The organism is Alphaproteobacteria bacterium SS10, assembly GCA_019192455.1.
In the GTDB taxonomy this organism is placed as follows: domain Bacteria; phylum Pseudomonadota; class Alphaproteobacteria; order TMED2; family TMED2; genus TMED2.
The window spans coordinates 52,324-76,532 of sequence record JAHCML010000009.1; the positions used below are offsets into that span (position 1 = coordinate 52,324).

General features: G+C 57.9%; 25 protein-coding genes. 13 read left to right on the top strand and 12 right to left on the bottom strand.

The features are described from left to right. Positions 1-106: 106 nt before the first annotated feature. From KI792_13755 to KI792_13770, 4 genes are read left to right on the top strand one after another with little or no spacing between them, the layout of a single operon-like run. Positions 107-646 (top strand): isochorismatase family protein, encoded by a 540-nt coding sequence (locus tag KI792_13755; GenBank protein ID MBV6634087.1) that lies wholly within the window; start codon positions 107-109, stop codon positions 644-646. Positions 647-651: 5 nt separating this feature from the next. Beyond that, positions 652-2,424: a class I SAM-dependent methyltransferase gene (locus tag KI792_13760; protein MBV6634088.1), complete on the top strand. Its 1,773-nt coding sequence runs from the start codon at positions 652-654 to the stop codon at positions 2,422-2,424. 51 nt (positions 2,425-2,475) lie between these two features. Further along, positions 2,476-2,790, top strand: coding sequence for a hypothetical protein (locus tag KI792_13765; protein ID MBV6634089.1), 315 nt, complete (start codon positions 2,476-2,478; stop codon positions 2,788-2,790). Next, on the top strand, positions 2,783-3,676 hold the full coding sequence (locus KI792_13770; protein ID MBV6634090.1) for a hypothetical protein: 894 nt from the start codon (positions 2,783-2,785) through the stop codon (positions 3,674-3,676). Before KI792_13765 ends, KI792_13770 begins: the two co-directional genes overlap by 8 nt. Positions 3,677-3,830: 154 nt before the next feature. Here the strand turns inward: KI792_13770 and KI792_13775 are convergent, their stop codons facing one another. From KI792_13775 to gmd, 4 genes are all read right to left on the bottom strand, one after another. Then, entirely contained in the window at positions 3,831-4,418 is a 588-nt protein-coding gene (locus KI792_13775; GenBank protein ID MBV6634091.1) for an EF-hand domain-containing protein, read from the bottom strand. 147 nt (positions 4,419-4,565) lie between these two features. Continuing rightward, positions 4,566-5,537 carry a GDP-L-fucose synthase gene (locus KI792_13780; GenBank protein ID MBV6634092.1) on the bottom strand — a complete coding sequence of 324 codons (972 nt, stop codon included), beginning with the start codon at positions 5,535-5,537 and terminating at the stop codon, positions 4,566-4,568. Between the two features lie 21 nt (positions 5,538-5,558). Beyond that, positions 5,559-6,425, bottom strand: a complete 867-nt coding sequence (locus KI792_13785; protein ID MBV6634093.1) for a hypothetical protein — start codon at positions 6,423-6,425, stop codon at positions 5,559-5,561. A gap of 19 nt (positions 6,426-6,444) precedes the next feature. Beyond that, positions 6,445-7,536, bottom strand: coding sequence for a GDP-mannose 4,6-dehydratase (gene gmd / locus KI792_13790; GenBank protein MBV6634094.1), 1,092 nt, complete (start codon positions 7,534-7,536; stop codon positions 6,445-6,447). Between the two features lie 222 nt (positions 7,537-7,758). Between gmd and KI792_13795 the strand changes: the two genes are divergently transcribed. Beyond that, on the top strand, positions 7,759-8,664 hold the full coding sequence (locus KI792_13795) for a TIGR01459 family HAD-type hydrolase (GenBank protein MBV6634095.1): 906 nt from the start codon (positions 7,759-7,761) through the stop codon (positions 8,662-8,664). Positions 8,665-8,675: 11 nt separating this feature from the next. On the opposite strand, the gene KI792_13800 is transcribed toward KI792_13795, so the two are convergent. From KI792_13800 to KI792_13810, 3 genes are all read right to left on the bottom strand, one after another. Beyond that, the gene (locus KI792_13800) at positions 8,676-9,014 is read right to left on the bottom strand and encodes a ribbon-helix-helix domain-containing protein (protein ID MBV6634096.1); all 339 of its coding nucleotides are present in this window, start codon (positions 9,012-9,014) and stop codon (positions 8,676-8,678) included. Between the two features lie 664 nt (positions 9,015-9,678). Beyond that, entirely contained in the window at positions 9,679-10,353 is a 675-nt protein-coding gene (locus KI792_13805; protein MBV6634097.1) for a Smr/MutS family protein, read from the bottom strand. A gap of 31 nt (positions 10,354-10,384) precedes the next feature. After that, positions 10,385-11,080, bottom strand: coding sequence for a hypothetical protein (locus tag KI792_13810; protein ID MBV6634098.1), 696 nt, complete (start codon positions 11,078-11,080; stop codon positions 10,385-10,387). 209 nt (positions 11,081-11,289) lie between these two features. Between KI792_13810 and KI792_13815 the strand changes: the two genes are divergently transcribed. The 3 genes from KI792_13815 (at position 11,290) to dnaQ (ending at position 13,667) form a co-directional block, all read left to right on the top strand. After that, on the top strand, positions 11,290-12,189 hold the full coding sequence (locus tag KI792_13815) for a shikimate dehydrogenase (protein ID MBV6634099.1): 900 nt from the start codon (positions 11,290-11,292) through the stop codon (positions 12,187-12,189). Positions 12,190-12,202: 13 nt separating this feature from the next. Next, positions 12,203-12,880, top strand: coding sequence for a dephospho-CoA kinase (gene coaE / locus KI792_13820; protein ID MBV6634100.1), 678 nt, complete (start codon positions 12,203-12,205; stop codon positions 12,878-12,880). A 61-nt stretch (positions 12,881-12,941) separates the two neighbouring features. Then, positions 12,942-13,667 carry a DNA polymerase III subunit epsilon gene (dnaQ, locus tag KI792_13825; protein MBV6634101.1) on the top strand — a complete coding sequence of 242 codons (726 nt, stop codon included), beginning with the start codon at positions 12,942-12,944 and terminating at the stop codon, positions 13,665-13,667. Between the two features lie 11 nt (positions 13,668-13,678). On the opposite strand, the gene secB is transcribed toward dnaQ, so the two are convergent. Both secB and KI792_13835 read right to left on the bottom strand, forming a co-directional pair. Then, on the bottom strand, positions 13,679-14,257 hold the full coding sequence (secB, locus tag KI792_13830) for a protein-export chaperone SecB (GenBank protein MBV6634102.1): 579 nt from the start codon (positions 14,255-14,257) through the stop codon (positions 13,679-13,681). 108 nt (positions 14,258-14,365) lie between these two features. Continuing rightward, positions 14,366-14,881, bottom strand: a complete 516-nt coding sequence (locus KI792_13835; protein MBV6634103.1) for an FxsA family protein — start codon at positions 14,879-14,881, stop codon at positions 14,366-14,368. A gap of 355 nt (positions 14,882-15,236) precedes the next feature. Here KI792_13835 and KI792_13840 point away from each other — a divergent pair, with 355 nt between their 5' ends. Both KI792_13840 and KI792_13845 read left to right on the top strand, forming a co-directional pair. Beyond that, positions 15,237-15,911, top strand: coding sequence for a Tim44 domain-containing protein (locus tag KI792_13840; protein MBV6634104.1), 675 nt, complete (start codon positions 15,237-15,239; stop codon positions 15,909-15,911). Between the two features lie 31 nt (positions 15,912-15,942). Further along, positions 15,943-17,133 carry an MltA domain-containing protein gene (locus KI792_13845; protein MBV6634105.1) on the top strand — a complete coding sequence of 397 codons (1,191 nt, stop codon included), beginning with the start codon at positions 15,943-15,945 and terminating at the stop codon, positions 17,131-17,133. On the opposite strand, the gene KI792_13850 is transcribed toward KI792_13845, so the two are convergent. Together KI792_13850 and KI792_13855 are read right to left on the bottom strand one after the other, a co-directional pair. Continuing rightward, complete coding sequence (locus KI792_13850; protein ID MBV6634106.1) at positions 17,092-17,721, bottom strand: Maf family protein; 630 nt, start codon at positions 17,719-17,721, stop codon at positions 17,092-17,094. The two genes, KI792_13845 and KI792_13850, sit on opposite strands and share 42 nt — an antisense overlap. Then, positions 17,714-18,583 carry a kinase/pyrophosphorylase gene (locus KI792_13855; protein ID MBV6634107.1) on the bottom strand — a complete coding sequence of 290 codons (870 nt, stop codon included), beginning with the start codon at positions 18,581-18,583 and terminating at the stop codon, positions 17,714-17,716. The genes KI792_13850 and KI792_13855 overlap by 8 nt, the downstream gene beginning before the upstream one ends. A 588-nt stretch (positions 18,584-19,171) precedes the next feature. On the opposite strand from KI792_13855, the gene hemE reads away from it, so the two are divergent. From hemE to rho, 3 genes are all read left to right on the top strand, one after another. After that, positions 19,172-20,335: a uroporphyrinogen decarboxylase gene (gene hemE / locus KI792_13860; GenBank protein ID MBV6634108.1), complete on the top strand. Its 1,164-nt coding sequence runs from the start codon at positions 19,172-19,174 to the stop codon at positions 20,333-20,335. 41 nt (positions 20,336-20,376) lie between these two features. Beyond that, positions 20,377-20,811 carry a protoporphyrinogen oxidase HemJ gene (gene hemJ / locus KI792_13865; protein MBV6634109.1) on the top strand — a complete coding sequence of 145 codons (435 nt, stop codon included), beginning with the start codon at positions 20,377-20,379 and terminating at the stop codon, positions 20,809-20,811. A gap of 348 nt (positions 20,812-21,159) precedes the next feature. After that, complete coding sequence (gene rho / locus KI792_13870; protein MBV6634110.1) at positions 21,160-22,416, top strand: transcription termination factor Rho; 1,257 nt, start codon at positions 21,160-21,162, stop codon at positions 22,414-22,416. A gap of 20 nt (positions 22,417-22,436) precedes the next feature. Here the strand turns inward: rho and KI792_13875 are convergent, their stop codons facing one another. Next, positions 22,437-24,170: a hypothetical protein gene (locus KI792_13875; GenBank protein MBV6634111.1), complete on the bottom strand. Its 1,734-nt coding sequence runs from the start codon at positions 24,168-24,170 to the stop codon at positions 22,437-22,439. Positions 24,171-24,209: the final 39 nt, after the last annotated feature.

Genomic DNA, 24,209 nt, shown 5'->3' on the forward strand with positions numbered 1-24,209 from the left:
GGTGCCTGCTGTGACCCATCAAAACCTTACCTTAGTCCGATTAGATGGCTAATGTTGGGGGGTCAGCAACCCGAAATGCGGGCAATATCGTTTCGAGACCTGATGCATGCTGTTATCCGCCGATAAGTCCCAGATTATTCAAATTGACCTGCAACTGCGCCTCATGCCGGCAATCGCCCAGCATAGCAGCGTGTTAAGCCAGGCCTTAAGGCTGGGTCGCCTCGCCAAACTGATGGGCATTCCCGTAACGGCGACAGAGCATTGCGCGGACAAGATCGGCGCCCTCGAGCCAGATATCGCTGAGCTGAGTGACACGGTGGTGTCCAAACGCAGCTTCGATGCCTGTCACGCCAATACCTTCCTTGAGGCCCTTGATCCCAAGCGGCCGCAGGCAATCCTCGCCGGGGTTGAGACCCATGTCTGCGTGTTCCAGACCGCCATCGGCCTGATGGATGAGGGGTTTGAGATCATCATCATGGTGGATGCCGTGGGCTCCCGCCGTGCGGTGGATCGGGACATTGCGATTGCGACCTTGGCCCGCGCCGGCGCTCGCATTGCCACGGTTGAGCAGGCGGCCTTTGAGTGGCTGCGTCACGGTGATCATCCAAAGTTCGGCGATGCCCTGAGCTTGATTAAGGCGCCCTAATCATCATGGGCAAACCAAAGCGTAACCCCGCGACTGACCCGGCCATCGCGGCCCAACGGCAAGCGCTCGCCATGGCCCTGTCTACCGGCGATGTGGCAGGTGCCGCCCGGTTAATGCCAAAGCTGCTGAAGCATCAGGGTGATGACCCTGCCCTCCACCATACGGCGGCAGAGATTGCGTGGCGCCAAGGGGACCGGACCAACGCGCTAAAGCATTTTGGCGGGGCGCTGGGCGCCGCAATCGCTGGCCAAGCACAGGGACCGGCCGAACAAACCGCCGAGATCGCGCAATCTGCCGCCCAGCATCTGGGTCACCTCCTCGGTAGCTATGCGATTGATTGCAAGGGGCTGCTAACCCGCCCAGTTCTGGTGCATTTGCTGAACCGAACAGATGTCGACCCCCAGGCGGTGGCCAGTGCGGCCGCGCCGATCTGGATGGACACACCGCCCTGGCGCCGGGCCTTTCAGCTGTCGGCCAATGACGCTGCCGATTGGTTACTGGGCCCCGATGGCGCGGCGGCCCGCGCAGATACTCTCGCCGCTGCCCTCCTGACCCGCGCGGTGTTAAGCAACCCGAAGATTGAAGCACTATTGCTCACCCTACGGGAGAAGCTGGTTGCTCAAGACAAGGTCGATGAAGACTACCTGCGCCTGATCGCCCAGCAATGGTATTTGCGCGACTATGCTGGGGTTGTCTCGGATACGGAACTATCCGAAGCGGGCCATCTGAAGCGGGCGCTCTATAGTGATCCGGCGTCTTGGCTAACTGAACCCGACGGGGTCGACCCCTGGTGCGATCGGATTGCTGAGCAGGCCATCGAAGAGGCAAAGCTGGCAGCAGTATTGCCCAATCTCGAACAGGATGCCGCCGAAACCGCCACGGTTCGGGATCAGTATGAACAGCACCCCTACCCCCGTTGGATTGGCCTGACCGTACCTGCACCGGGCAGTCGACGGGCATTGGCCTGGCGTGCCGACCCTGATGCCGGAAACCCCGCACGTAAGCTGTTCTGGCAGCAATCACCGTTTGAGGCGCTGATCGCTGGCTGTGGCACAGGCCGTCACGCGCTAATGGCCGCCCTAGGCTATGGGCCGCTCGCTAAGGTTCTGGCGGTGGATATCAGCGCCGCCTCCCTCGCCTATGCCAGTCGCAAAGCGGGTGAGTATCAGGCCAATAATCTGACCTTTGCCCGGGCTGACTTGCTGCGCCTGGGTGATCTACCTGATGAGCTGCTGCCCAAGGATGGGTTTGACCTGATTGAGAGTGTCGGCGTCCTCCACCACCTGGCGGATACGGGCGAGGGGTTGAGAAGCCTGGCCCAACATTTGAAGCCGGGTGGCCTGATCCAACTTGGCCTGTATCGGAAGGATGGGCGTAAGCACGTGGCGCTGGCGCGGGCTGACATTAAGCAGCTAGGCCTCGACGCCACCAAGGATGAGGATATCCGCATCTTCCGCGCCCATATCCTCAACCAACCCGATCACCCGGCCTTCTCTGCCCTCGCCCACAACCGCGATTTCTATAGCCTGCCGGGTTGTCGCGACCTGCTATTCCATGCGCGGGAGCGGGATATCGAAATGACGGAAATCGGTCCCTTGCTAACCTCGGCAGGCCTTAACTTTGCCGGGATGCAGATGCCCGATGGGGTGCTGCAAGCCTTCGCACAGGCGCAAGGGGCACAGGCGCTCACCGATCTCAACGCCTGGCAGGGGTTTGAGGCGGACCGCCCCGACCTATTCGATGCCATGTACCGGTTCTGGGCGGTGAAGCCAAAATAGCGTAGTATCTTGCTCAGTATCTGGGGATTACCGGCCATTTTGGGGAATGGGATGACTGGCCAGGACACAGCAGAGACTGTCGATTTTCGGTTCATCTATGTGGATGACCGAGACTTGGTCGCGTTCCGTGGCAGCGCGCTGGTCGATGGCACCTTCCTGGATACCAACTTCGAGATACCCGCCGGTCAGGCGTTTCGGGGCATCCCCTTTGATCAGATGCGCGAGCGCGGTGCCGGCGTCATCCGTGTCACCGGCGATGGGCCAGGCGAACTATTGGCCGCGGCTCAACCGGACGCCACACTCGACGATAGTGATGATGATTTATGGGGTGAGCCCGAACCGGTAGGGGGCAGCAACCATGGCTGAGATACCCGCCGGATATCTGCACTTTACGGGCCGTACCAGCCTCGGTTTCCGCGCCGATGTGAAGCGCGCGGTTAGCAAGGTTCATCCCAAGATTATCAGTGGCCTCGCGCGCAAGGGCTTCGTCCTGGCGGGCGGCCCAACCGTGTTTGAGGCGATCCGCGACCTGCCCGATGGCCGTGGCCGCGTGGTCCGGGACAGCCCCAACTTCCGATATCTTCAGGGCGGGTCGAACGGGGACAAGAAGTTCTCCGTCGTCGGCGAAACCTTCGTTCACCCGGAGTTTAAAACCAATTCCGTGCTGTCTGGTCAGGATGTGCTGACCACCACAACCCATGAGATTGGCCACAATATCAGTCAGATGCATGGCCGGATGTCGGCTGACCCGCTGTTCCAGGCCCTGATGCGCCGGGATGCGAAGAAGCCACCGACCAGCATGAAACATGGCATCCTACGGGAACAGGTTATCGACCGGCCCCTGCATGGTGAGCCGGGTGAGGAGCTGTTCGCCGATCTGTTTTCAGAGGCCCATGGCGGCCAACCCAGCATGTTCGGCAAATACTCCGACATCAGGCCGGGCCCACGACAGTATATCGACCGGGTGAAGCGTAATCTGGAGGCTGGCCGCGATCCCCGACACGGCATGGCCGAATGGGCAAAGTCACTGGGATATAAGGGACCGCTGGTCCAGGGTGGGCCAAGATTGGGCGGCAAACCACAGGCGGCCGCATCTGGGCGCAGCCTCATGGACATGGTGCTAGGGATTAACAAATCCCCAGCCGCCCCGCCGACAAGGGCAACCGTTTCAGCGGAGAAGGTTGGCAACTGGACCGGTGCACGCCGCGATGGAACCCGCCCAAGGCGACCCACCGCTGGCATCAAGGCCTAAACGCCAGATCCCCAGCAATCACAAAAAAGATGTCCCGCAAGCGGTGCCATTGAGCGGGCGACACCACTTGCGGGACGGGAAACCGAGCCAGGTCTGGGCTGTAGCAAGATTTGAGCGGGCCTAGGCCCAGGACCGATTGGCTTTTAGGGGAGGGCTAGTCGGCCGTTCCTGCCTCGGTATCTTGGTTGCCGTGATCACCATGGCTGCCTTGATGGCGCCCATGATGACGACCATCGCGGTCACCACGACCCCAGCGCCGGTCCTCACGGCTTAAGAAGCCATCATCATTCCGGTCCATCCGGCCAAAACGCTGCAGCATACGGTCGCTGAACTCCTGCTCGCTGACCGTGCCATTGCCATCCTGATCGACCCGCTGAAACGCTTCATCAATGCGCTCCTTCAGCCGCTCGATCATGAATTCCAAGGCCTCGTCTTGGTTTACTTCACCATCATCATTGGTATCGGCACCGCCAAATCGCTCGCCCGTGGCGGCTTTGAACTCGGTGACAGAGAGGCGGCGATCATCATCGGTATCGGCCTCTTGGAACATCTTCATCAGATGCTTGCCCGGGCCGCCCATCCGGTCAAACACGTCACCACCGCGCCCGGCTTCAACGACGCTGGGCAACAGCAGCGCAGCGGCCAGCACAGTGACAGCCACGCCAGAGGCAGCGCCCGCGCCAATATAGATAACGCGTTGGTAAGGCTTATTGGGTTTCTGGTCGGTTTGATTGTCGGTCATCTGGTCACTCCATTCTTCGATTGGGTGCCAGCGCCGATGCCGCAGGTCGGGAAGGGATTGGGAAGGGGGCGGTCATCAGCGCTGGTTCGCCGGTTAACACGGCGGTGCTGATGACGACCCTGCGGTCGATCCGAAAACTTTTTTGATTTAGGTGCCGGTGGCGACGCTCAACCGTGCCTGATCATAATTGTCGAGGAACCATTGATAGGTGCCCGCCAACCCGTCAGCGAGGTCGATGCTGTGCTTCCAACCGAAACCGTGAAGCTGGCTAACATCCAAGAGTTTCCGCGGGGTTCCGTCGGGTTTGTCCGCATCGAACACCAAATCGCCACCAAACTGCACTGTTTGTGTCACCAACCGTGCAAGTTCTGCAATCGTCACATCTTCACCGGTGCCAACATTGACATGGTCATGACCCGAATAGTGCTGCATCAGGTAAACACAGGCATCCGCCATGTCATCAACATGCAGAAATTCGCGCATTGGTGTGCCGCTACCCCAGACGGTTAGGTTGGCCGCACCAGCCTGTTTTGCCTCATGCGCCTTACGCAGCAGGGCAGGGATCACATGGCTTTGGGCCAGATCGAAGTTGTCGCCGGGGCCATACAGGTTGGTCGGCATCACTGAGATGAAGTCGCTGCCATATTGCTTACGATAGGCCTGGCACAGCTTGATCCCGGCAATCTTAGCCACCGCATACCATTCATTGGTTGGCTCCAACGGGCCGGTTAGCAGCTGCGCCTCATCCATCGGCTGCTTGGCCAAACGGGGATAAATGCAGGAGGAGCCGAGCAGCATCAGCTTAGCGGTGCCCAGGCGATGCGCCGCCTCAATCACGTTCCCCTCAATCATCAGATTGTCGTAGAGGAACTCAGCCGGGCGGGTGTCATTGGCATGAATGCCGCCAACCGTTGCGGCGGCGAGGAAGATCACATCTGGCTTGGCCTCTGCCATCCACGCCTCAACCTCACCCTGACGGCGTAGATCGGCGTCCTGACGACCTGCGGTCAGCACCTCACAATCCATATCAGCCAGCCGGCGCACAATGGCGGAACCCACCATGCCCCGGTGGCCAGCGACCCAAACCCGCTTTCCGGTAAGATCGAATTTGCTGCTCATGCTCTAGCCCTCATGCGGCCCCTATAAGGTAAAGGCCTCGGTTTGATCGGTTGGCCGCACCGTAACAAGCGGTAGGCCATCGGTGGAAGCGGCGAGGCGCCAAGCGGCCTCAATATCCCGGCAGACACGCTTAACATGGGCAGCGCCATCCTGCGGTACAAATGGTCCCGGCCACTGATACCAGGGGCCATCCAGGTTGACGCTGATAAACAGCAAGCCATCGCGCAGCACAATGCGCGCCTGATCATAGGGGAAGAGGGCGATCGCACCGCGTAGCTCTGGGGTCAGCAACTCACCCGCCAGCTTAAGGTTGCTGCCCTCCTGCACCTGACCCTGACCATCCAGAATGACCGCGCCTTCAAATGGGCGCACCAGATCGAACCGGGCACAAATGCCGTGAAACTTACGCTCTGGCAGATAGGTGTCGTCGTTCAGCGCCCAAATCTCTGCCTCGAAGATCTGACCCCTGGCGCCACCAATCGGACCATTGGCCCAATGGCGAAACCGCCGATAGGTGCCCCCCGGCAAAAGGCCAAGCGCCCGATATTGCGGGTAGAGCAGGGCGCGGCCGGGCACCCGGTGCCCATGGGTCAGGTCAAAGCCAACGACCAAGGGACGATAAAGCGCATCCATGACCCGCGCCTTCACGCGGTGATAGCGGTAGAGGCCAAAGGCGGCGGCACAGGCCAGCATCAGGAATAACAGGCCAAACGCGCCATCGGCGGTCAGCCCAGCACTGGCCCAAACCATTGTGCCGATAACGCAGGGCACCAGGATCAACCCAACCAAGATGGCATCGAGGATCAGCGCGTTTGCACCGCGCTGGCGCTCATCCTCCTGCGCATCGGCATAGAGCAGCTGATCGTTATGATGGGGGATGACGCTCATGCGGCATCACCGGCTGGGCTTAGTCATCGACCTGTTTGCGGTCACGCTCTAGCAGGACCTGCTTCATGTCGTTGCGGACCATCTCAGCGACCAGATCTTCAAAGCTGGTCTTATGCTCCCAGCCCAGCTTTTCTTTCGCTTTGGTCGGATCACCAAGCAGGAGGTCGACCTCGGTTGGGCGGAAATAGGCGGGATCAACCTCAACCAGGATATCACCGCTATCGGCGCAGCGACCCTTCTCACCGACGCCTTCACCTTCCCAATTGATGGTGCGGCCGATCTGTTGGAAGGCGAGGGTGACAAACTCACGAACCGAATGGGTCTCACCAGTGGCCAGGACATAATCCTCAGCCTCATCCTGCTGTAGCATGCGCCACATCCCCTCAACGAAGTCGCGGGCATGACCCCAATCGCGCTTGGCATCCAGGTTGCCGAGATAAATCTGCTTCTGGAACCCATGGTGGATGGCGGCAACCGCGCGGGTGATCTTACGGGTCACGAAGGTTTCACCCCGGGTCGGCCCCTCATGGTTGAACAGAATGCCATTGGAGGCATGGAAGCCATAAGCCTCCCGGTAGTTCACCGTGATCCAATAGGCGTAAAGTTTTGCCACCGCATAGGGCGAGCGGGGGTAGAAGGGGGTGGTTTCCTTCTGCGGTGTCTCTTGCACCTTGCCGTAAAGCTCAGAGGTCGAGGCCTGATAGAACCGAACCGCATCTTTCATACCTAGAATGCGGATCGCCTCAAGAATGCGAAGCGTGCCCATGGCATCGGCATTGGCCGTATATTCTGGTGTCTCGAACGAGACCTTCACATGGGATTGGGCGGCGAGGTTATAGATCTCCGATGGCTGCACTTCCTGGATCAGGCGGATCAGGTTGGTGGCATCGGTCATGTCACCATAATGCAGGTGGAACCGGCGGTTGGTCTCATGCGGGTCTTGATACAGGTGATCGACCCGGGGCGTGTTGAAGCTGGATGACCGGCGCTTCGTGCCATGCACCACATAACCCTTCTGCAGCAGCAGCTCGGCGAGGAGGGCGCCATCTTGGCCGGTGGTACCGGTGATCAGCGCAACCTTTTTGCGCTCAGAAGTCTTGGTCGAAGCCATATCACATGTCTTTAGCTTAAGGCCGGATGCATCGAGGTGAGGCGAGCAGGGCCGTTGCGGATTAGAGTTCCGGCTTACCAGACCCGGCTGGTCTGCTCAATCAAGCACCCATCTTTCGGCGATAATTTAACCAAAAGGCGGTTGACCAGCCATGAATAGGCACCGCACAAGCTGTGACCAATTGCTCGCCCCTAACCAACACCCATGACCAACGGACAACCCATGACCAATCAACCCGCATTGGCCGAGACTTCTGAGATCGCGATCCATGATGGGCTTAGTGGCTTCATCGACGTCTATGACGCGGCGATCCTGGATCTTTGGGGTGTGCTCCATGACGGTATCCGCGCCTATGACCATGCAGAGGATGCGCTGAAACGCCTGCGCGCAGCGGGGAAGAAGATCTGCCTTCTATCCAACGTGCCACGGCGCCTGGGACCGACCAGGGCCAAGCTTGATGGGTTGGGCCTTACCGAAGATTTGTACGATCACCTCGTGACCTCAGGGGAGGCCACGCATCAGGCTCTCACCAACCCCAGCGATGATTGGCACCGAAAGCTCGGCGACGCGGCCTATCCGCTAGCCCCGTTTGATGAAGCGGTTGAAATGCTAGAGGGCACCGGCAAACAACCAGTCAAAAGCGTTGGGGACGCTGACTTCCTGCTGGCCATCGGCATCAGTGATGTTCGGGAGACCCTGGATGATTACCGGCCCGCCCTGGATGCTGGGCTCGCCCGCAACCTGCCGCTGCTCTGCGCCAATCCAGACCTCATTGTAAATTCGGGCAATCGCCTCGCAATCTGCGCGGGCACTTTCGCAAAATACTATCAGGAGCAGGGCGGGGATGTGGCCTATCACGGCAAGCCCCATGGGCCGGTCTACGATCTGTGCCGCGAGCATCTGGGTCTAGCAGCGGATCAACGCATCCTGGCGGTGGGCGATAGCTTTGCCACCGACCTAACCGGCGCGAAACGCGCAGGGCTGGACGCCTGCCTTGTTGCAGGTGGCATCCATCTCGCTGATTTGGGTGGTGAGTTCGGGGCGCCGGTTTCGGCCCCCGATGTCGACCGACTAGCCGCCAAATATGGGCTAGCGCCTGATTATGTGGTGCCGGTCTGCCGTTGGTAACGGCACCAGGCTTAGGACACGTCTTCTAGAATACGGGCAACGGTCAGTGGCACCGGGTGTTTCGCCAGTGACCGGGTCGGGCCATCCAGGCGTTGCAACCGCTGACCCTGCAGCAGCATATGGCGCAGATAGTTGACGGCAAACACACGCAGTGCGGCGGTCAGGCCGTGCTCAGACTTTGAGCGGTCAACCAAGGCCACTAGATCACGCAGGCGCAGCTGCTCATTGGCGGCAACCTCATCAAGCACAACCCATAGGCTGCGCTCCATCCTGATACTGGTGCGACGACCATTGATGGTGATGCTCTTAGAGAGTTGATCCATAGGGCGGTTGGTGGGGGCGCGTTTCATAGTCTTATTCAACCTTCTCTACCCAGACGTGTATTTCGGTTCCGGGTAGTCATATGCACATTCGCGGCCAGCCCGATTAACGATTCAAACTAAGGCGTTCGGCGTCGGTTTTTGCCGATTAGGAATCGTCAATGGACTGGTTAAATTTGCGTCCGGCTCCTTTTTGACGCCAATTCGGCGGAGATGACTACCAAAAAGTGTAGGTTTTTCGCCGATTTTTCCCTGCTTGATGTGTGATACACCATTCCCGTTACCAGTGTATGTACTGTTGTTCGTGCAAAGTTAGTTGGTGCACGAACGCTCAGACCGGGACTGTTTCAAAACGCAATCCTCCCGCGCATTGGGTCAGCAGATCGCAATAGCCCGATTCGAATCGATATTCCTGGCATACCTAACCGGCCACTTCGCCCGCTATCCACAACCATTGGTAGTCCTCATATGTTTTTTTCTGACTAATCGAGATTTTTTGGCTGGCGCTTTCAGAAAAAATTCATACAACACGGTCATCGCGACGTCGTTCCCCACCCCAATCCCTGACGTCGCACCGTGGATTTGACAGCCGCGCGGGCATCCCCACCCCCAATCCCCCGCCCGCCGGCTGTCACTCCCAACGGACCAACTTCCAACAATTTGACTGCTTGAGACCCCGTTACGGCACAGGCTGTTATCGCTTGCGCTTTAGCAGGACGTAGAAGGCGCCGCCGCCGCCATGGCGCGGCTGGGCGGCCTTAACCGCCAGGATGTGTTCGGCTAGGCCTGGCATAGCGAGCCAGTCCAAGAGCCGCCGTTTGATGACCCCAGGCGCCTGCGCCATGACATCGGCCCGACCATCATGGTCGGTGGTAACGCGGCTGCGGCCCTTGCCGGTGATGACCAGCAAGCAGCGATGGCCAGATTGAACCCCGGTTTGAATAAACTGCTGAAGCTGCCGTTGCGCGTCATGCTGACGGGACCCATGCAGATCCAGCGTTGCATCAATTTCCATCTGGCCCCGGGTAAAGCGCGAGGCGGTGCGACCATCTACGCCCGGGATCACGGCGCCATGAACCTCCCAACCGCCTAACAAATCAGCGTGGGATCGCTTGGCCGATGGTTTCTTGGTCTGCGGTTGGGGCTTGGCCTTTGCGGCAGGCTTGGGGATGGGTGGCGGGGCTGCTTGGCCCTTGGCGCCATCGCTTGTCGGCGTCTTGCGAATGTCTGCCGGTTCAGTATCTGAACGGCGGTTTCGATCTATTGGCTCAACGCCAGCAGCCACCCGGCGCCAAAGCGTGCGATCTTCTGACCCCTGCTTACTAGCGTCCTTACTGCTGCCACCATCATTGCCGCCCTTACTGGCCATGGGGGCACCTGCTCACCGGGGTTCAGTTCTATTACTGATTAAAGCGCACCCGGTTGATCGTCTCCGGGCTTGCGATTACCCGAACGATTTGTGGCTTACGGCCGCCAGAGCAAGCCTTCTCACAATAAACGAAGTATTCCGGCAGCCCATCACGCAGGAAGTAATACATGTCCACCTGCACCTGACCCTTGGTCAGGATATAGAGGCGCCAATACTCATCAAACGAGCCCGCATCAATAATCGGGCGAAACTCAATCGACAACTGGCCGACCAGCGCATCAATCAACTCATTGGCGTGCAAGGCTTGTGAGGTGTCGAGCTGGGCCACACCCATGGTCACAAAGTAAGGCAGCTGATCTGCACTCGCGACCAGGTCATCATTGTTCTTAGCGGTCACCTCAAACAGCTGACCCTGCATGGAGCGCCAATCGTAACCATCGGCGGCAGAGATGAAGTGGCCTTCCTCCCGACACTCCAGCTTCGCCCATTGGAAGATGGGGTCTGGGATATAGGTATAGGCATCCTCTGGCGCGCCGGGGCAATCAGCGACCCCTGGGGCCGATAGATCAATCAGCGGGCCATCCTGGTCTTCCGACTGTTCCTCTACCGGCTCGTCCTCATCCGCGAAGAAGTTGGGCATGGAGGATTCCTGGGCCATGGCGGTGGCCGGGCCTAGTAGTAAGATCAGGGCGGCCAATAGGGCCAAAAAGCGGGGTAATCGGCTCATAATCAGGAAAGTCCGGGATGGAACCAATGCGTCAAAGAATAGGACGTCAGTGTAGCGCGGAATGCTGGATTGAATCTAGCAACCGGCGCACACCGTCGAAAATTGATCGGGCCCTATTCAAGATCAACAACCACAACTGCCATTTGCGCACACCGCCTTGGCTGTCTAAGTAGGGGCCGTCGAGATCGTTAGAGACCCATTCCACCAACATGACCAGCCAGGATAATGCCAGATCGCCAAGCGGCGCTGCCCGGGTTACCGGCCTGATCGGATGGCCGGTCAGCCATTCACTGTCGCCTGCTTTACACAACTACTGGCTTCGACAGTTCGGCATTGATGGGATGTACGCGCCATTTCCAGTGCATCCAGACAAGGTTGGTGATGCTATTGAGGGCCTACGCGCACTCGGCGTCGCTGGGGCCAATGTCACGGTTCCCCATAAGACGGCGGTGATGCCGCATCTGGATAAGCTGACCGCAACAGCCGGGCGATTGGAGGCGGTTAACACGCTGATTGTCCACAAGGATGGTTTAGTGACTGGCGATAACACTGATGCGTACGGGTTTGAAAGTAGCCTAAAAGCGCATGCGGGTAGTCAGGTCGCCAAGCAGATTGAGCAAAATCAACAGGTTATGATGGTTGGGGCCGGTGGTGCGGCCCGCGCAGTGTTGGATGCGGTGCTCAACGCTGGTTACAGCCGTGTGGTGATCACCAACCGTACGCCCGATAAGGCCGATGCCCTGGCCGCGCATTTTCAACAATTCTATCCACAGGCCGTGATTACCACGACCTCCTGGGACCAACGTGCTGATGCGCTTAACGAAACTCACTTGCTGATCAACACAACGAGCCTCGGCATGGCGGGTAAACCAGCCCTCGATATCGATGTATCGGCACTGCCAGGCGATGCCGTTGTCGCTGACATTGTGTATGTGCCGCTGATCACCCCCTTGCTATCCGCCGCGCGTGACCGGGGCCTCACCATCGTGGATGGTTTGGACATGCTGCTTTATCAGGCGCAGGCAGCATTTGAGGCCTGGCATGGTGAGCGGCCACCGGTGGATGCCGCCCTTCGCCAGATGATGCTGGACCGGATCCGTGATGGTTAGGCAATCCAGGCGCCTGCTGGTCATTGGGCTAACCGGGTCCATTGGGATGGGCAAATCAACCGCCGCCGCCATGCTGCGCCGGGCTGGCCTTCCGGTGTTTGATGCCGATAGGACGGTGCATCGGCTAATGGGACCGGGCGGTGCCGCCGTTGCGCCCCTACTTAAGGCGTTTCCAGAGATATCAGCCGAACAATCGGTTGCGACCGGGGTTGATCGCGCCGCGCTTAGCAATCACGTCGCCAAGAACCCCGATGCCTTAAAGGTGCTGGAGGCTGTGCTGCACCCGCTGGTCCGTCAGGCACAGCGGAAAGCCAGGCGCCAGGCCGCAATCAAAGGTGCGCGGATCCTAATCCTCGACATCCCGCTTTTGTTTGAGACTGGCGGCGATCAGGCCTGTGACGCTGTTTTCGTGGTGTCAGCACCCGCCTTGATCCAGCGGCAGCGGGTTCTGCGTCGGCCAGGGATGACCGCCCAGAAACTAAACACCTTCCTGGCTAAACAGATGCCCGACCGGGTTAAACGTCGGCGCGCTGATCGGGTCATTCAGACCGGCCTCGGCTTCGCCTTTGCCAGGCGACAAATGCTGCGTGCCATCGCAGAGGCACCAGGGATTGCCCGGCAAAACCGGAAATCCCCAGCCCATCCACCACTTTTTGGGCCTAGCAACCGCAATCACTTCCGCCGCCGCTAGTCAGCCGGGCTGTTAGTCGTTAGCTCATTACCGACATCAGACATCGGAACGAGCAGCCACCATGCGTGAGATCATTTTGGATACGGAAACAACCGGCATTGACCCGCAAGAGGGGCACCGGATTGTTGAGATTGGCTGCGTCGAGGTTATCAACAACGTCCCCACCGGCCGGACCTATCACCAATACATCAACCCAGAGCGTGATATGCCAGCAGAAGCAGAGCGTATCCACGGGTTGAGTGAGACCTTCCTCGCCGACAAGCCGACCTTTTCTGAAGTGGCGGGCGCCTTCATGGATTTCATTGGCCAGGATCAAATGGTGATCCACAACGCTGCCTTCGACATGAAGCATATCAATGCTGAGCTGGACCGGCTGGGCATCGGTGCGATCCCGATGGCCCGCGCCACCGACAGCCTGGCCATCGCCCGGAAGCGGTTTCCCGGCGCGCAATCATCCCTCGATGCATTATGCCGGCGCTTTGGTGTCGATAACTCTAACCGCCAACTGCACGGCGCGTTGCTCGATGCCCAACTTTTGGCAGAGGTCTATCTTGAGCTACGTGGGGGTCGTGAGCCTGGCCTAGGCCTGGCCGGTCAGACGGCCGGCGGTGGGTTGGAGCAGACCACACTGCAAGCCAGTGACAAGCCTGTCCGACCTGCCCGCAAGCACACTATTCCGGAAACGGAACAAGCCGCCCACCGGAAAGCAGTGAGCGGCTTGAAGGATTCTCTCTGGGCCAAGATGCAACCGGCTGAATTCGCCGGCGCAGAGCAGCCCGAGGCTTAAAGCTCTAGGCCTTAAACGTTGAACTTGTCGTCGGCATCACCAGCAGCTGGTGCGGTGCCCTGAACGGTGTCACCACCAGCAGCCATCGCCTGACGACGATAGAGATCGGCAAAGTCCACTGGGTTGATCAGCAGTGGTGGGAAACCACCCTGGCGGGAGACATTAGCCATGATCTCACGGGCAAACGGGAACAGCAGGCGTGGCGCTTCAATCAGCAGGACAGGCTTACGCAGCTCATCTTTCACACCCTGAAGACGGAACAGACCGCCATAGGACAGGTCCAGAATGAAGGCCGTCTCAGCTTCCGCTTTCTCTTCGGTTGGGGCGCTGCGGGCGGTACCGACGATACGCAGGCTGACCTCATAAACATCGTTCTGCATGTCGCGCGCTTGCACATCCACATTGATCTCAACCTGTGGTGCTTTCTGCGCAGCGGCAGCAAGGCTGGCCGGGGCCCGTGGGTTCTCAAACGAGAGATCCTTCACATACTGCGCCAGAATGGTGATCGGCGCTGGGGCTGGCTGGCCTTCACCAGCTTGGCCATTGGTCTGGGCGGTATCTTGGGTATCTGGCGTCGCGGTATCGGACATGGGTCAGGTCATCCCTGTAATGAGGTGTGTTGGGTATCTATTGGTAATTGGGCGCTGAGCTAACATGCGCCGGGTGCGAAACTCAAGCGGTGGCTGGCTGTTAAAGGCCTAGTTTGGGCGCGGCTTATCGCCTTCAGTCTCGTTCGGGGTATTCCCACGGCTGTCATCACCATCCTCGACAACCGTATAATCCCCTTCAATCACAACGGGATCACCGCTGGGCCGGGCTTGACCGCCTGGCGGATAACCACCCGCGCTCGTATGCACCGTGGCCCGATGCTTCAAACGGCTATGCAACCAGCCTGCGGTCAGGTTTCGTAGGCCCGGCAGGGCAAAGGCAAGGCCAACCATATCGGTCAGGAAGCCAGGGATAATCAGCAGAACGCCGCCAAAAATGGTGGTCAGGCCGACCATAGCCTCGGCCAACGGCTCTCGCTTGGTCTGCACCGTCGCGCGGGCTTGCTCGAATGACTGGCGGCCTTGGCTGCTGATCAATGCAATACCAATGGTGGCGCTGGTCAGTATCAACAGCAGGGTAATGGCGACGCCAACCTGCTCGCCCACCGCAACAAACATGGCGATTTCGGCGAGGGGCCAAGCAATCAGGATAATCAATGCGGGCATGGTTTATGGCCGTTTCATCTACCCCGTCACGGGGCTTTGACTGGTCTTTGAGGGCGGATTAATACCGGGCTGATAGCGCATATATGGGCCCTTGCCTGCAAAAAGCTGCGATATTTTCCGATAAGACTGCTCATCGAACCCTAGCAGTAATCGGCAAACGCCCCATCTTATGACCAAGAAGGTGATGGCCAATTGACCCATCGATGGCTAAGCTTTCTATGGGTTTAGAAGGTATATCGCTGATCTTTGGTCAGTAGCTTAATCCAGGCGCGCGGGCGGCACGTGGTTTGGAACGACACTTAGTTTAAGTGAGTGATGCGTGTTAACGCCGCCGGGACGACTACCGGGATACATCATGGAAATCATTATCTTTGGCATCATCGCGGGCGTTCTGATCGCACGCTTGAATAGCGTGTTGGGTCAAAAGAATGACGGCGACGAACTGCGCGGTTCCGGCAATCTGGCGCGCGATAACCAAAGCCAGGACGGCCAAGGTGCCGATGGCAATGTGATCCCAATGCCTGGCCGGGCTGATATGGGCCCACCGAATGAGCTTGATGACGATATGCCCATCTCTGTCGCCGCACAGATTGAGCGGGTTCAGCGGATCGACGGCAATTTCGATGAGGATCACTTCAATGAGGGTGCGAAAGCCGCATTTCCCATGATTGTTGAGGCCTTTGCCGCTGGCGAGAAGGAAGTGCTGCGCGACCTGCTTGATGACGGCATCTACCAAGACTTCGCTGCCGCCATTGATGACCGCGCGCAATCCGGTGAGACCATGACCACCGAGATTAAGGCCGTCCACGATGTTTCAGTTCTCGAGGCGAAAATTAAGGACCGCATGATCGAAGTGACGGTTCGCATCATCTCTGATCAGGTGAATGAGCTGACCCGCAAGCAAGCGGCCAACGAAGGCAGCGGTGTTGAGCCAGCAACAGTTGAGATCACCGATATCTGGACCTTTGCCCGCCCGGTCGGCAGCGACGTTCCGAACTGGAAGCTGATCGAGACCAGCGTCGACACGTAATCTCTCGCCCCCTTACCTCTAAAAGCCCCACATGAAACATCTGTTCTTTGCGCTGGCATTGGCAGCGCTTGCCGCCTGTGCGACCGCTGACACTGAGGATGCTGACACGCCGGATGAGGTGGTGTTATCGCCCGCCAGCTGGTCTGATCTACCTGGGTGGCGACGGGATCAGATTGCCGATATCCGACCCGCTCTCAATCGATCCTGCGACCGGATTGGGCGGCTTTCAGCAACCAGGAATATTGGCCCGGATGGTATTGGCGGCACCGCGGGTGATTGGCAGGTCATCTGTGACCAGCTGCAAAACACACCGGATCAGAACCTCCGCCCCGTTATCGAACAGATCCTGCAGCCCTATCGCGTGACCGGCACTGTTAGCGGTGAAACCGGCCTGTTCACTGGTTACTTCGAACCGTCCTTGAATGGCAGCCTGACCCAGACGGGTCCTTACCAGACCCCGATCCATGGCCGGCCAGATGATCTGGTGATGGTTCAGTTAGGCGGTTTCCGGGATGATTTGCGGGGACGTCGCATTGCCGGCCGGGTTCAGGACGGTCGCCTAACCCCGTTTGAAGATCGCGCCGAAATTGTCGATGGCGCGCTGCCCTCCGACACCCCGGTTTTAGCCTGGGCCGCCGATCCGATTGATGTGTTTTTCCTAGAAATTCAGGGCTCTGGGCGCGTGAACCTGCCCGATGGCGATCAACTGCGCATTGGTTATGCCGGGCAGAATGGCCATCCTTACGTCCCAATTGGACGGACGCTAATCGATGAGGGTGAGCTAACCCGCGAGAATGTCTCCCTTCAATCCATTCGGGAATGGCTGGCCGACAATCCTGCCGAGGCCCAGCGGGTCATGAATACCAACCCATCATATGTCTTCTTCCGGGAGATTGAGGGTGATGGCCCGATCGGTGCTGAAGGTGTCGCGCTAACCCCGGGCCGTAGCCTGGCGGTTGATCGCAGCATCATGCCGCTTGGCGTGCCGATGTTTTTGGATGCTGATGATCCCCTCGATCCCACCCAGCGGTTTCAGCGTTTGATGATGGCACAGGATACTGGCGGTGCCATTCGTGGTGCCGTGCGTGGTGACGTGTTTTGGGGTGATGGTGCCGAGGCTGAATTGCGGGCAGGAAAGATGCGCAGCTCTGGCCGTTATTGGCTGTTACTGCCACGCAGCTTAGGCGGGCAACAGCTTGCGGTCGCGCAGGAAGCCCAATAGCGGCAATAGCGGTAACCCGCGGATTGAGAACTCATCCCCATCCACGGCTTGGAACAGATGCGGGCCGAGGCCTTCAATCTGATAACCACCCACACAGTTCAGCAGATCTGGCCCCGCCGCTTCCACGTATCGGGTGATAAAGGCCTCACTTAATGGCCTTACCTTTAGCCTTGGTCGCGCCACCTGATGCCAAATCCTGGCACCCTTATGGAGTAGGACGGCGGCCGTCTCTAACGTATGGACCTTGCCAGAGATGGCACGCAGGTGATCGGCAAGCTCATCCATATCGGCCGGTTTATCAAACCAGCGATCCTTATCACCATCGCTCAAAGCCATGATCTGATCACAGCCGAGGACATATTGATCCGGATAGTTCGCCGCCACACGCTTGGCCTTGGTCTCGGCCAAGGCCCCCGCTGTTTCCATGGCGTTCAGACCACCCGCGCGGCAGGAGGCTTTCACCTCTTCCTCATCAACTGCGGCGGGTTGAACAATCAGCTCAACCCCGACAGCCTCAAGCATGGCCCGACGTGATGCGGAGCCTGAGGCCAGTACCAGCGGTTCAGCGGATAAAATGGCGTTACTCATCGCCGGTGTTGCCAGCCTCATCGACCGCACCGTGCATTTTCTGACGACGGCGGGTTAGCAGCATCATCACTTCAGCGGCGGTTTCCTCGATCGACCGACGGGTCACATCAATTACCGGCCAACCATGCTTAGCGTAATAGCGACGGGCCTCTAGCACCTCGGCACGGACCTTATCGGGATCAACATAATCGGTCTGTTCATCCTGCTTCAGCATGCGTAGGCGCTGCTGGCGAATTTGAACCAGGCGATCAGGATCCTTGGTCAAACCAACGATAATCGGCTTGGTCGCATCATGCAGGGCGTTGGGTAGCGGGGTGCCAGGGACATAAGGAATGTTAGCGGCCTTAATCCCACGATTACCAAGATAGATGCAGGTTGGCGTCTTAGAGGTTCGGGATACGCCCAGCAGCACCACATCAGCCTCATAAAGCCGCTGACCCATCTGACCATCATCATTGGCGAGGGCAAAATCCATCGCCTCAATACGATCAAAATACGCCTCATCAAGAGAGTGCTGACGACCGGGCTGTGAGTGGCGCTCTTGATCCAGATACATGGCAAGCGCGTTCATCACCGGATCGAGTACAGGCACGCATGGCATGCGCAGCTCTTGGCACCGGGCGACAACCTTATTGCGAAGGTCATCATCAACCAGGGTCACCATCACCATACCTGGAAACCGCTCAAGCTCCTCAAGCACGAGGGATAGCTGGCGTTCGGTGCGCACCAGGTTCCAGAAATGCTCAATCGGCTCAACATTATCGAACTGGGACAAGGCAGCGCGCGCGACGCTGTTAATGGTCTCACCACTACTGTCTGAGATCAGATGCAGGTGAAACTGACGCTTATCGACCTGTTCCATATCGCCGGGGGAGGAGGTGGACTCTGTCACGGAGGATATCACCGTCATGGGGATTGTTCTGGGGAAGGATAGAGGCACAGTATGTGCGAAAGCGGCCTCAACTGCCTTAGCCTTCGAAAGCATGCCCACTGACTGTCGCTTTATCATAGCCCTATCCCAAGGTGGATGGTTTTTCCCGCACTACCCGGCACCCGGGCACAACGGTTTTACATTCCACCAGCCGTCCACCGACCGATGATCAGTCATCCACGATTGCGACCCTATCTGTAAGCCGCAGTATCTGGATGCCTCCCACCGTTGTACCGGCTTTTCACAGGGATGAGTGGACGTCGAAGAAAGTAGGGCTAAAAGCCTGTGGGCAAGCTATGGAAAAGCGTTAATCCCCAATTCCCACAGGGATCCACTAAACAACAACAAATCATATTATAATTAATAATTAGTAATGGTTGGGTGCTTCGTGTTGACCGGGTGTCGCAAAAATGGCCTTTTGTGCCCGGCCAAATGAAGGCGATTAGTACGGAGTTTTAGACCGGTACCCGCCTCCCGTGGTAAGCCTGTTTATCTGCTGTTTTTGGGAATTTCTTTCAGATGTCTGATTTCGACCAATCGGTACCGACAGGGGAACAAGGGGCTGCAGGGAATGCTGTTCAGGCAGCAGCTGAGGATCCAGCTGCACAGCCAGAGGCGGCGACCAAGCTCTTTCTCGAAATCCTAGATGGCGATATCGCCGAACGCCCAGCCTTCTGGTTCCTACGCCAAGCCGGTCGTTACATGCAGGAATACCGGGATGTTCGCGCCAAGGCAGGTAGCTTCCTGAACCTCGTGACTAACCCGCAATTGGCAGCCGAAGTGACGTTGCAGCCAATTCGCCGTTTCCACCCCGATGCGGCCATCGTGTTCTCAGACATCCTGATGGTTCCCTACGCACTTCAGCAGAAGTTGGAGTTTGTGGAAGGTGAGGGGCCAAAGCTCGATCCCATTCGTGAATTCAACGATATGGGCAAGCTAACCCCAGCCAACATCAAAGAACGGGTGGCCCACGCCACCGAGACCGTGAAACTGGCGAAGGCCGGTTTGCCGGAAGATGTGGCGATGATCGGTTTTGCCGGCTCACCTTGGACGGTTGCCACCTACATGGTTGAGGGTGGCGGCACCAAAGACTTCGCGATGGCGAAAAAATGGGCCTATCGCGATCCGCGCGGCTTTAACGGCCTGCTAACCGTGATCATTGAAACCACGGTTGAGTTCCTCTCCGCCCAGATTGAGGGTGGGGTTGAGGCCGTCATGCTGTTCGACAGCCATGCTGGCGCATTACCGCCGCAGCTTTATGAACCCCTGGTGGTTCGCCCGACCCAACGGTTGGTGAAGGCATTGAAGGCACGGCATCCAAAGACGCCGATCATTGGTTTCCCGCGCGGTGTTGGTGAAAACTACCAACACTTCGCCAAGATCACCGGCATCAACGCCATCCATATCGATGAGTTTGTGACGCCGAAATATGCCTATGATCACCTCTCCATGCTGATGCCAGTGCAGGGTAATATCGATCCCGGCGCTGTCCTTGCCGGCGGTGAAGCCCTGAAAAAGGCAGCAGAGAGCATCATGATGCGGATGTGTGATCGGCCATTTATCCTGAATGTTGGTCATGGTTTGAACAAAGCCACGCCAATTCGCCATGTTGAGTATCTGGCAGACCTTACCCGCCGTTTCTCAAACCTCGCGGCGGCGGCTGAAATGATGGCAATGGATTAATCCAGCGCCACTAGTCACCTACCGAAAACCGGTTTTGTCAGATGGATAATCCCTATCTCTGGGTTAAGGCAGCGCACATCATTGCCATGACTGCCTGGATGGCCGGTCAGTTCTATCTGCCACGGCTTTACGTCTATCACGTGGAAAACGGCCAAACCGGGCCAAAGGCTGAAATGCTCCAAGTCATGGAGCGTAAGCTTTTGAAACTCATTATGAATCCGGCGATGATCGCGACCTGGGTTCTGGGTATCACCCTACTGGTTATGAACCCAGCCTGGCTTGAGGCCGGTTGGATGCATGCGAAGATCACCCTGGTTGTCTTGATGAGTGGTTTTCACGGTGCCTGCTCAAAATGGCGTAAGGAATTGGCGGCTGGCACTTGCACCAAAACCAGCAAGTTCTTCCGTATCGCCAATGAAGTTCCAACGGTTCTGCTGATCCTGATTGTGATCTTGGTGGTGGTACAACCGTTTTAATCGGCGGGTTTATTGGGATTGACGCCACAGTGCGGCTGACATAGTGTCGGATTAATCCCTGTTTGTTGAACAACATGGCTGGCCCGCAACCGCGCGGTCCGGTGGTTCCTGGTTAAAGGCGCTGAACGCCCAATGCCGCGATGTTAAGGAGCCGCAAGCTGGGTTCTCCGCCTGGCTTTATTGATTACCAGCACTGAAGGCTGGCTCAACAAGACGTTTTAGCGACGGTTAACCCCTGTTTTACCCAATCGCTGGATCGTCAAATACCCAAAGAAATCAGTTTCTTATTGGCCAGTTTCCCGCCGATCCACCCAATCTCCCAAACCGACATCATCCTTTGTTGCGCACATGAATCTTCAAGACCTCAAAGAAAAGACACCGCAAGAACTCCTCGCCTTCGCTGAGGAGCTCGAGATCGAGAACGCAAGCAGCCTCCGCAAGCAGGAGCTTATGTTCGCCTGCCTACAGCAGTTGGCGACCAACGATGTGGCGATCTATGGCGGTGGTGTGCTGGAAGTCCTGCAGGATGGTTTTGGTTTTCTGCGCTCACCTGAAGCGAACTATCTTGCTGGCCCAGACGATATCTATGTCTCACCCAGCCAAATCCGCCGGTTTGGTCTACGGACTGGTGACACGGTTGAGGGTCAGATCCGCTCACCTAAAGATGGTGAGCGCTACTTCGCGATGCTGAAGGTTGGTTCGGTCAACTTCGATGAGCCAGACAAGCTTCGCCATCGGGTCAATTTCGATAACCTGACGCCGCTCTATCCGGATGAGAAAATCCGCCTGGAAATCGATAACCCAACCAAGAAAGACTACACCCCACGGGTGATTGAGTTGGTCTCACCACTTGGTAAGGGTCAGCGGGCCCTACTGGTTGCGCCACCACGGACCGGTAAGACCGTGATGCTGCAATCCATCGCTACCTCACTCGAGGCCAACCACCCAGAGGCGTATCTAATCGTTCTGTTGATCGATGAACGCCCGGAAGAGGTGACCGATATGGCGCGCTCTGTGAAAGGTGAGGTTGTTTCCTCGACCTTTGATGAGCCAGCGACCCGCCACGTGCAAGTGGCTGAAATGGTTATCGAAAAAGCTAAACGCCTCGTTGAGCATAAGCGCGACGTTGTCATATTGTTGGACAGCATCACCCGTTTGGCGCGAGCCTATAACACCGTGGTTCCATCCTCCGGTAAGGTCCTGACCGGTGGTGTTGATGCGAACGCTCTGCAACGCCCAAAACGCTTCTTCGGTGCCGCCCGTAACATTGAAGAGGGTGGCTCACTCACCATTATCGCGTCTGCGCTGATCGATACCGGCAGCCGGATGGATGAGGTGATCTTTGAAGAGTTCAAGGGCACCGGTAACGCTGAGATCGTTATGGATCGGAAGCTGGCTGATAAGCGCACCTTCCCAGCGATCGATGTCGGTAAGTCCGGTACCCGTAAGGAAGAGCTGCTGGTCGATAAGAACGCGCTGGCGAAGATGTGGATGCTGCGTCGTATCCTCATGCCAATGGGCACGACCGATGCGATGGAATTCCTGCTCGATAAGCTCAAGCACACCAAGAACAACGACGACTTCTTCCAGTCGATGAACCAGTAATCTGTTATTGGCGCCTGGGGTTAGTAAACGTCAGGCACTGGCAGCTGTGGGATCTCGACCGGCAGATATGGGGCGATAAAGCTCAGCCAATCTGGCTGTACGCCGCCCAGAACGGCTGCTGCAATGATGGCGGCCACATGCAGAATTGGAATGCCGATTAGGGCGATGCCAAACAGGCTACCGCTCTTCGTCTTGGTCTGGCTGGCGTCCGCTGTTTCTTCCTCGTCTTCTTCCTCAACCAACAGCACTGCACCGGTTGTTCCGGTCCCGGTACCATCCTCAGGTGTCAAGGATGTTGCCGTGTTATAGGCGGTTTCCAGCGCCTCGTTGAAAAGGTCAGGTAGGGATAGCTGTAACGCGCGGCCAGAGACGTAGCGCATCCCCGCCAAGGTCAGCATCAGCCACAGAATTGGCAAACCGGCATCAAGCGCCCAACCGGCGGCCGGGTGGCCAGCGATCTTAATCGCGATATCTCGCACCGGGATCATGTAGAGACCGAGTGAAATAAGCGGGGTCAGCAAGGTCCCGGCCAAAACCGCGCGCAAGCGTGGGTGCCGGGTGATATGGAGGAAGGATCGATCAACCAGACTGGCAACCCGTTTTGCCATCTTGGTTGAGAGGCCGTGCGGAAACTTCTCCAGCAGATAGTTTGGCACCTGGCCATTGCCCGCCAGTGTTTGCACCAGGGCCTGTTTCAACAGCCGGTATTTCGCTGCCTCGCGGATATGCCCACCCACATTGCCACTGCCCTTCGCCGCTTTCTCAAGCGCGCCCAGGCCGGGTTTGATCAAGAGGTCCAGAAATGGTGGTACAGCACCCAACCGGCTGCGCTTACCAAAGGCGACAACCGGGAGCTTGCGCTTACCAAGCGCCAGATTGACCTGCGCTAGAGGGAAGCCGACCTCATACTCAAACAGCAGGCCCTGATTGGTCGCCTTTTGCTCCACCACATCGATATCGGCGTGGTGTTCGTTCAGGATGGTCGGTGGCTCAGTTTTCAACACCTTCTGCATCGGTGGTGGCACTTCCTTGCCCGAGATCCGGAAGTTTGCCTTACCGATCAGGTTGACGCCGGCAACATGGGCAAACCGGCCATGGCGTTCACATTCGTCACAGCCGATCTGGGTTTTGCCATGGCAGGTCTGGCATTGGATCTGACCTTTACCCATGCACTGGTCACACTGCATCTGCCCTGTACCCTTGCAGTAATTGCAGGGTTGTTTGCCAGTCGGCGTGTCGACGCTGCCGGTGCCGTTACAATGCTCGCAGAAGACCTTGCCGGTACTGTTACAGGTCTTACAGGGCAGCCAGCCCTGACCAACACAGGTGGGACAGGTGATCATGCCCTGGCCGTGGCACCGGTTGCAGATCTCAACATAAGCGAAAGACATGACCGAGTTTGGCAGCTTTAGCTTATCGGTTTGGAAGCCCCAGCCTTTGCCGGGCTGCTGAAGCACCAGATTGGCCAATTGCTCGCGCAGCTCTGGGTCGCGGCCCGCATCCTCGCTCGCCGTTTTGGCCCGCATTTGCCAATCATGGCGCGAACCACAAATCTCAGCGCCGTCGGGCGGGTCGCCAAACAGACGCTGGGTACTGACCTTACCGGCGACCTGGACTGTCACCTGGCCGCGGATCTTGGCATTGCCTTCTTTGGCACCAACAACCTTAACCTTGCGCCCATCCATGCCGTTGCCATCAACAATGGCCGCGATTTGCGCTTTGGCGGCTTCGGTGAGGGTGCCCTTTTCGGCCATGGGTGCGGGTTCTTATTCTGCGCGTAAACGCGTTAGGTC